General features: G+C 55.8%; 6 protein-coding genes and 2 pseudogenes. 1 reads left to right on the top strand and 7 read right to left on the bottom strand.

What is annotated here, in order from left to right:
- The 6 genes and pseudogenes from NKJ23_RS33995 to NKJ23_RS34020 form a co-directional block, all read right to left on the bottom strand.
- Nucleotides 1-217: pseudogene (locus tag NKJ23_RS33995) on the bottom strand (hypothetical protein); the annotation flags it as partial.
- Between the two features lie 508 nt (nucleotides 218-725).
- Nucleotides 726-1,463, bottom strand: a complete 738-nt coding sequence (locus NKJ23_RS34000; protein WP_352685091.1) for an SDR family NAD(P)-dependent oxidoreductase — start codon at nucleotides 1,461-1,463, stop codon at nucleotides 726-728.
- Between the two features lie 517 nt (nucleotides 1,464-1,980).
- Nucleotides 1,981-3,678, bottom strand: a complete 1,698-nt coding sequence (locus NKJ23_RS34005) for an ABC transporter ATP-binding protein (protein ID WP_352685101.1) — start codon at nucleotides 3,676-3,678, stop codon at nucleotides 1,981-1,983.
- Nucleotides 3,679-3,783: 105 nt separating this feature from the next.
- On the bottom strand, nucleotides 3,784-4,623 hold the full coding sequence (locus NKJ23_RS34010) for an ABC transporter permease (protein ID WP_352685093.1): 840 nt from the start codon (nucleotides 4,621-4,623) through the stop codon (nucleotides 3,784-3,786).
- A 41-nt stretch (nucleotides 4,624-4,664) separates the two neighbouring features.
- Nucleotides 4,665-5,621 (bottom strand): ABC transporter permease, encoded by a 957-nt coding sequence (locus NKJ23_RS34015; protein WP_352685096.1) that lies wholly within the window; start codon nucleotides 5,619-5,621, stop codon nucleotides 4,665-4,667.
- A gap of 632 nt (nucleotides 5,622-6,253) precedes the next feature.
- Nucleotides 6,254-7,174, bottom strand: coding sequence for a LysR family transcriptional regulator (locus NKJ23_RS34020; protein ID WP_352685098.1), 921 nt, complete (start codon nucleotides 7,172-7,174; stop codon nucleotides 6,254-6,256).
- A gap of 107 nt (nucleotides 7,175-7,281) precedes the next feature.
- Here NKJ23_RS34020 and NKJ23_RS34025 point away from each other — a divergent pair.
- Nucleotides 7,282-8,204, top strand: a pseudogene (locus NKJ23_RS34025) (IS630 family transposase).
- A gap of 74 nt (nucleotides 8,205-8,278) precedes the next feature.
- On the opposite strand, the gene NKJ23_RS34030 reads toward NKJ23_RS34025, so the two are convergent.
- Nucleotides 8,279-8,474: hypothetical protein (locus tag NKJ23_RS34030; RefSeq protein ID WP_352685099.1), on the bottom strand; the 196-nt coding region annotated here is incomplete at its 5' end.

Raw genomic sequence — 8,474 nt, forward strand, 5'->3', positions numbered from 1 at the left:
CTTGTCTGGCAATGGCCGATACATTCGCGCCCGGCTTCAGTGTCGCCTCGATCAGCCGCGACTTCGCTTCCGCCGACCAGCGCCGCCGCGGACGCTGCGGGCTTGCCTCCAGTCGGTTGGCAACCGCTTCAAGAACATGGAAACTTTTTTCATCAGGCATAGGCGCAGACATAGAAATTGACACTGCAAGCTCCTCGGCTCCTTGCTTCAGTGTCAATATGTTTCGCTCATCACCTCAAGCCGCGCCAGATGGGGTCCCAGCTTGGCGCTTACACAGGGTTTCCGGTCGGCTCATTGCAGCATTTCGTGTCGATCTTCTCCGCCGTCCGAAATCTCTACGTCCCATCCCAGACCAACCGCTCCGCAGCATAAATTCGAACCATCGACGCCAAGCCATGGCCGCGTGGGAAGCCGTGAGTGCACGGCCTGCCTGAAAAGCGCGGTGTCGGCCTCACGCCGCCACATTTCAAACAACGTGATAAGGCCTCGTATTGCCCCATGTTCGAGCGCAAGCCTCCAAGCCTCGATACCGACACGCCAGGCTCACGACAGGCCGCGACAAGACAGTTCTTCGATGCGGGGTCGTAACGGCGTCGCCCGTTCCGACCAACAAGCCTTACCCGCAGTTTCTGAGCATCGTCTTCCATGACAAGGTGTCCACCTATTTGGTGGACACCTCATGCATCAGAGCACTCAACAGCAAAAGGTCGCCGGGAAATTCGCGCTTACCTGACGGCGGCGTCCTCCACACCGGCTATTATGAAGCCGCCGTCCACAGCGATTTCCTGCCCCGTGATATAACTTGCCTCTTCGGAGCAGAGGAAGGCAATCACCGAACCCACCTCTTCGGGCGAACCGAAACGCCCCATCGGGACGCGATCATGCCACTCAGCAACTGCGCTTTCTGAGTAGGTGACGGCCATCGGCGTAGAGATCGGCCCGGGGCAGATGACATTGACCCGAATACCTTGTGGGGCAAGCTCCGCTGCCATTATCTTCGAAAGATGGCTTACGGCGGCCTTCGAGGTTCCATAGGCCGCGCGTTTCTGGTTTCCGATCATCCCGGAGACGCTCCCGACGTTAACGATCGCCCCGCCGCCGAATTGAACCATAGTCTTGGCGGCCGCTTGGCATATCATGAAGGTGCCACGAAGATTCACGTTCAACACTGTATCAAAAGTGCCGAGACTCGTATCAAGAAACGGAGCAACCTCAGAAATTCCCGCGCAATGGACCAGACAATCCAATCGGCCGTGTTGGCTTACTATCCGATCAATGGCTTCCGAAATGGATTCCGGATCTGTCACGTCTAAATGCACCGCAGAACTGCAATTGTCGCCGATAACCTTGTCACCGACAATGACGGTTCCTCCCTCGCACTCAATTTTCCTGACGGATGCAGCTCCGATCCCCGAAGCACCGCCAGTCACGAGCACGGTCTTTCCGTTAAGACGACCAGACATCACTTATTTCTCCTTTCTCTACTAACTTTGCCATATTTCAATCAGTGTTGGCCCGACTTGGTGACGTTTAGGGTTAATGCCATTTCCGTGGGCGCCCTGACATTGTCAAGCACCGGACGGCAGCGCTCGGCGATCTCCAGTAGTTGTGAGATGCGTGCAGGATGCTTTTAAAGTGCCCCCTCTCTTCGGAGCTGCCTCCTGCGCGATAGCCGGTAGGGGGCCGCTTGATGAAGTGAGCGCCAGCGCACCTACCGCAGCAGCGGATTTGAGAATGCTCTTCGACTCCAGGTCATATCAAAGTTGTGCGTTCACTTATTTTGTTCATTGCAGTTCTCCTCTCTTGATCTTTTATGATGACGGCAGATGCTCGGAAACGGATTGCACGATGGACGAGTCGCTCGGAGGCTCTAACCACCGAGAACGTGCCGCCATCTCCCAGAAACGGGAGCGTTCCGAGCGACCGCCGTGGATGCCGCTCCGCGGGGAGTTCGGGTTCGCTGGCGTCAGCCTCCAGCTCTCACACTGCAATTCCATCTGTTTCAATACGTCGCGAAGTTATCGCCATCTCTAACCATCCTATTTCCATTTTAGGGACCGAGGACATAAGAAGACCAGTATAAGAATCGAAGGGCGGAGTAAGAACATAGTTCTTCGGACCGTACCGCACTACTTTGCCGCGATGCATTACAGCGATTGAATCCGCGACGGACTCAACCGTGGCGATATCATGAGTTATGAAGAGATAGCCCACATCTTCTTTCTTTTGCAGCGCCAGCAGCAATTTCAAGATCCCATTGGCAACCAGCGGATCAAGTGCGGAGGTAACTTCATCGCAGATTATCAGCTTCGGCCTCGCGGCAAGGGCTCGCGCGATGCACACGCGCTGTTTTTGGCCCCCTGACAACTCTGCAGGGTATCTGTCCGCAAAACCTTTGCTCATTTCGATCTTGTCTAGCAATTCTGTTATTTGCCGATCCCGTTCGGTTCCCTTCAGTCCAAAGTAAAACTCTAATGGGCGACCGATGATTTCCCGAACTGAATGACGGGGGTTCATGGCCATGTCCGCCATCTGGTAGATCATCTGCAGTTGTCTTAGTTCCTCCTTCGTGCGGTCCGCCAAGCGCTTAGCCAATTGCTTGCCACCTAAGGTGATCGATCCGTCGAGTGGCGGCAGCAGACCGGTGATTGCGCGCGCGAGTGTCGACTTCCCCGAGCCAGATTCACCTACGACTGCAAGCGTCTGTCCAAGACTGATGTTGAGCGAAACGTCCTTTAGTACTCTCAGAGCGCCGCCTCCATAGGCGGCGGAAACGTTCCTTAGCGAAAGAAATGGGAGCGCGCCGGGCAGTTGCTCTACGTGTTCAATCCGGTTTACGGACACCAGGGCTTTCGTATATTCCTCGCAGGGCCTCTTGATCATTTGATCGGTAACGCCGGATTCGACAACTTGGCCATGCCGTAGGACCATGATATCGTCAGCAACCTGCGCCACCAAGCTAAGGTCGTGGCTAATGTAAATCGCTGCCACGCCCGTTTCTCGAATAGCATCGCGGATAGACGCAAGCACATCGATCTGTGTTGTGACGTCGAGTGCGGTGGTTGGCTCATCGAAGACAATCAAATCAGGTTCCGAGCAAAGGGCCATGGCAGTCATGATCCGCTGCAATTGCCCGCCAGAAACCTGATGAGGAAAGCGTCTACCGATATTTTCCGGGTCAGGGAGGCTGAGACTTCTAAACAGGGAGATGGCCGTTTTTTCGACTTCGGCTCGCGCCGCCGAGCTGTGTAACAGCGCGGCCTCGACCACCTGATCGATCAGTCGCAGAGCGGGGTTGAAAGCGGCGGCGGCGGACTGTGCGACGTAGCAAACCTCACGCCCGCGCAGTTCGCGCATAACACCCGAGTCGCGTTTCAGTATGTCGCGTCCGTTGACAATCACCTCGCCGCCAGTGATCTTAACGCCGCCGCGGGCATATCCCAAGCAAGCCAACCCTATCGTTGATTTGCCGGCACCGGATTCGCCGATCAACCCAAGTACTTTGCCTCGCTTTAAAGTCAGGGAGACATCATCGACAAGCCTGATAACCGTCGGTGCCTCTGCAACCGAAGCGACTGTCGCTTCTATGCGAAGATTGCGAATGTCAAGCAACCCGGCGCCGCCCTTGCAATCGGTGTCTGCGCTAGATTTGCAATACTGCGGCGTAGGCGTCTCCATAATCGCGGCGCTCTCCTTGCAATGGTGCAATTGTAAGTTCTTTCGGATCTTCAAGGTAGATACCTTAGAATAGTGAGTTAGTCCCCGTTCTACTTCATCTGGCATTCAGTCTTCCTTCAAGCCGCTCACCGAGTGCAGAAACCAATCCACCACGAGATTCACAGCAACTGAAAGCAGAGCGATCGCGCCTGCTGGCAAAAGCGGAGTGATGTCGCCATAGGCAATAAGTGTCGCACTATCGCGAACCATAGAACCCCAGTCTGCTGTTGGTGGCTGAATCCCAAGCCCGAGGAAAGAAAGGCCGCTAATCAGAAGAAACACGAAGCAAAAACGGAGCCCGAATTCAGCTACCAGGATCGGCAAGATGTTCGGCAGGATTTCGCTCCGCATGATCCAAAGGGATCCTTCACCGCGGAGTCTCGCCGCCTCGACATAGTCGGAAACCGCGGCATCGATCGCCAAAGCTCTTGTGATCCGGAACACTCGGGTTGAATCTAGAAGGGCTAGAACAATGATCAAGGTGGGGATCGAAGTACCGAATATTGCGACCAGTAAGAGGGCAAAAATAAGCTGCGGTATTGCCATAAGTACATCAACGAGGCGCGATAGTACCTGGTCCAACCAACCGCTAAATGTGGCGGCCACCAAACCGCCGGACATGCCGATAGAAAACGCTAAGACCGTCGTCAGCAAAGCGATGCCAATCGTATTGCGAGCGCCAAATACAAGCCGCGTAAACATGTCACGGCCGAGATTGTCGGTGCCCAGCCAATAAGTGGAACTCCAAGACTCAAACTGAGACCCGACGATCTCAGCCTCGCCGAAGGGCGTTATGTGCGGCGCCAGCAACGCCATAGTGATATAGGTAAGGATCACCACAAGTCCAAACTTTGCGCTCAACGGCGCCGAGGCAAACTTGCGAACTCCTGCATCAAGTGTCGTCATATTGTTTCTACTCGTTCCGTGTTCAACGTTGGAGCGTCACATCACTTCGGATGCATGAGGCGTGGGTTCATTACGATCGATAGGATGTCGGCTGTGAGATTAAGCAGGACATAAGCGGCGGCGAATATCAAACTGCAGGCCTGAACAACCGGAATGTCTCGCTTCTGCACAGAATCCACAATAAGCTGCCCGAGGCCCGGATAGACAAAAACGACTTCCACCACGACGACACCGGTTATCAGATATGCAAGGTTCAGAACTACAACATTGACGACCGGTGCCCACGCGTTTGGTAACGCGTGTCGGATCAGCACCCGCCACTCCGACATGCCTTTAAGGCGTGCTGTCTCGATATACGGATTAGCCAGCAGGTTGACGATCGACGTCCTCGTCATCCTGATCATATGGGCCAGCACAGCCAGAGTGAGTGTAAGCGTAGGAAGTGCAATCGCAACTAGGCGGCCAGCTAAGTCCGTTGTTGAATCAACGTCGGCGAGGCTGGGAAACACGCCGGCATGCACCGATAGCACCAGGATGGTGATATAGGCGACAAAGAATTCTGGAAAAGAGATCGAGGAAAGCGTAACGATGTTGATTACGCGATCGAGTAACGTGTTCCGATAGAGCGCGGCTAAAACTCCACCAAGAAGCGCCAGGGGAACCGCTATCAAGGCTGTGCATGTCGCGAGGAACAGAGTATTAAACAGCCGCGGCCTAACAATTTCAAAGATATCTCTGCCGCTGGCAAGTGATGTTCCAAAATGCCCTTGTAATAGATCAAACAGCCAGTGGAGGTAACGAAGATGCACCGGCATATCAAGCCCGAGGCTTTTCCGAAACGCTGCAACAGCCTCCGGCGTGGCCGCCTGCCCGAGCATTTCAGTGGCGACATCACCAGGCAGAAGCTGAATGCCTGCAAAAATGATTAGCGACACAATCAATAAGGTCAACGCTCCGAGGGCAATGCGCTGCCCGATGATTCTCGCTATCGAAAACATAGTAGCTACCACTAGTTGAACCACCGACGTCGTACGCAGCAGAAACCGCTTGTATCCCAGTTCATCTCTTGTGTTCTCCTTTTCTTATAGTGTCAGGTGCTGTCTATCGATGGAAATTATGTGCTCCGGCGCGGGCGAAAACAACCATGTAGCTCCGCTTAGGAAGCTCATCCGCATCGAGGGGGCATCCAGCTTTTTTGTTCCGCCTGCGTGCAGCTCGCGCAGCTCAGCTGGGCGGCTTCACATTGTTTTTATGTTCCCGGTCGAGCGCCGAGTTGAACTAGCGTTAGCATGGTTTCCAGCGATTAGGGGCACGCAAAAAAGTTATCTCCGAGATGACTTGTGAGAGAATGACATCCCGAACCGGTTGTATGCTCTCCAACGTTCTCGCACTTCAGCCGACCCAGGATGTTATCCTTAAGTGGCGGCGCGGTTGATCCGGCTTACGACGAAGTGGAAGCGAGTTGCATCGAATCGCAAGGAAATCGCGCTGAGTGGCCAGGGTGTAAAGTTGAGATGCCGCAATTGGGTACGGTACCCATATTGCTCGCGAATCGGGCGTCTGTCAGCGATTGAGGCGGATCTGCCGATCTATCAGCCGTCGCACCTCGCGCACCGAGCGAAGCTCCAGACTAGCGTTTAGTATTCCGCTCTTCAGCCGCCATCTCCCGCAGCCATTCGCGGACCAGCTTGGCCGTCGGCGACAGCGTTCGGTTTTCAGCCCAGCTCAGATAGTATCCGCCGGGGGCGGGCATTTCGAGATCGGTAATCCTGGCCAGCTTACCTTGATCGATTAGGGAATACACTAGCCGGTGCCAGCCCAAGGCAACGCCTTGGTTGGCTTGCGCGGCTTGTAGCGTCACGAAATGTCTGCTGAATTTGCGCCCAGGAAGCAGCCCGTGAGCAATCCCGGCGCTTCGCAAAAAACTGCTCCAACTGATCCACTCTGGGCCGACCCAATCCTCATGTAGGAGCGGTAGCTCGGGCAGCGATTCAGCAGTGGCGTTGCTGTGCTCCTTGGCAAAACCAGGACCACAGACCGGGTAACCGGTTTCGTCGAACATAAACTCACTACGCTCGTCCGGCCACGTGCCGAAGCTGTAACGTATGCGCAAGTCGATCTCAGCACGCCGGTAGTCGTATGTAGCGTCGGGCATGAAGTGGTCGATGATGATATCGTCACCATGCTGAGCCCACAGCAGTGGCAGCCGCGGTATTAGCCAAACTGATGTTAAGGTATCGCCGCAAGCGATCGTGACATTCTTGGCGCGACTGCCGCCCTTGATTGACTTGACGACTTCGGACGCTGTGGAGAAGCCTCTCGCTAGAGCAGCGTAGAGCACTTCGCCCGCGCTTGTGAGCGCAACGCCAATGGCGCTCCGAACAAATAGACGGTCCCCAATCTCTGCCTCAATTCCAGTTATCTGCCGACTAACCGCACTGGGCGTCACGTTAAGCTCTGCCGCGGCGAGCTTAAATGACCGATGTCGTGCAGAGGCCTCAAACGCGGCAAGGGCAGTCAGAGACGGTAGATCATAGTAGCGGCGAACCATTGAACACCCCACCTAGAGTGGTTTTGCTAAAATCGGAGTCGCGGGTTTGCATTGAAGTGGCTTGCTCTGATTCCCTGATCGAATCGATTTGTGGAAGGAGCAACTGCATGGCGCGAGCCTACAGCCTGGATTTGCGAAAGCGTGTCGTCCAGGCGATAAGACGAAGGTCTGTCGACCCAGGAAGCGGCACGCCGGTTTTCGATCGGGATTTCGACGTCTGGTGCGTGGTATCGCGATTGGCGTTCGAGCGGCAGGCTGGAGCCTGGCCGGCGGGGCAAGCCGAAGATTTCGAAGCTGGATGCGCATGCGACGTTCATTCTCGCCTTGGTGGATAAAGATGAGCGGGACATCACGCAGGTCGAGCGGGGCGTCAAAGCTGGCGTGACGACGATCCACGAGTTCTTCGCAAAGCGCGGCATCACGTATAAAAAAAGACGGCGCACGCGGCCGAACAGCAGCGTTCGGATGTTGTGGCGGCGCGAGAAGAATGGTTCGACGGACAGCTCGATCTCGACCCGAGCCGTCTGATCTTCATCGACGAAAGTGGCCTCAATACAAAGATGGCGCGGCTTCGCGGTCGCTCGCCGCGCGGCGAACGCTGCCGGGCGGCCGTGCCTCACGGGCACTGGAAGTCCACGACCCCACGGCGGGCTTGCGCCTCGACGGGATCGTCGCTCCCTGGCTCCTGGACGGCGCGATGGATGGCGAAGCGTTTCTGGTCTAGCTGCGCCGCGTCCTCGTGCCGACGCTTCAGCCCGGCGACGTCGTCGTGATGGACAACTTCCCGGCTCACAAGGTGGCCGGTGTTCACGAGATCATCGAGGCCGCCGGTGCATGTCTTCGCTATCTTCCGCCCTACTCGCCCGACTTCAATCCGATCGAGATGGCCTTCGCCAAGCTGAAGGCCTTCCTGCGAAAGGTCGCTGCCCGATCCATTCCAGAACTGTGGGACGCCGTGCCCCTCGCGATCGATCGCTTCAAACCCAAAGAATGCGAAAACTTCTTCGCCCATGCCGGTTATAATGCGTGACCGGATTTATCCCGAAAGCGCTCTAGACCCGACTGCCCCCAAAATGCCATTCTCACCCCCATCGAGCCTGCAAATTAGACTAATCTTTTGGCCCGGGCAATATCAGGAGGTGTGAGATCCTGTGCATGAATTCCGATAGGTAGGCGGCGGCCATGATGATGGCGCGCAGTGAACCAACCCGCTTGATGCACGGCGATGAGCTTTCGGCGGCCTGAAGCGGCGATCTGGTTGCCTTTGCGGTGCGTTTTCCCAAGCCTCATTAGGCGCCGG

Source organism: Mesorhizobium sp. M0184, from assembly GCF_040322215.1.
Taxonomy (GTDB): Bacteria; Pseudomonadota; Alphaproteobacteria; order Rhizobiales; family Rhizobiaceae; genus Mesorhizobium.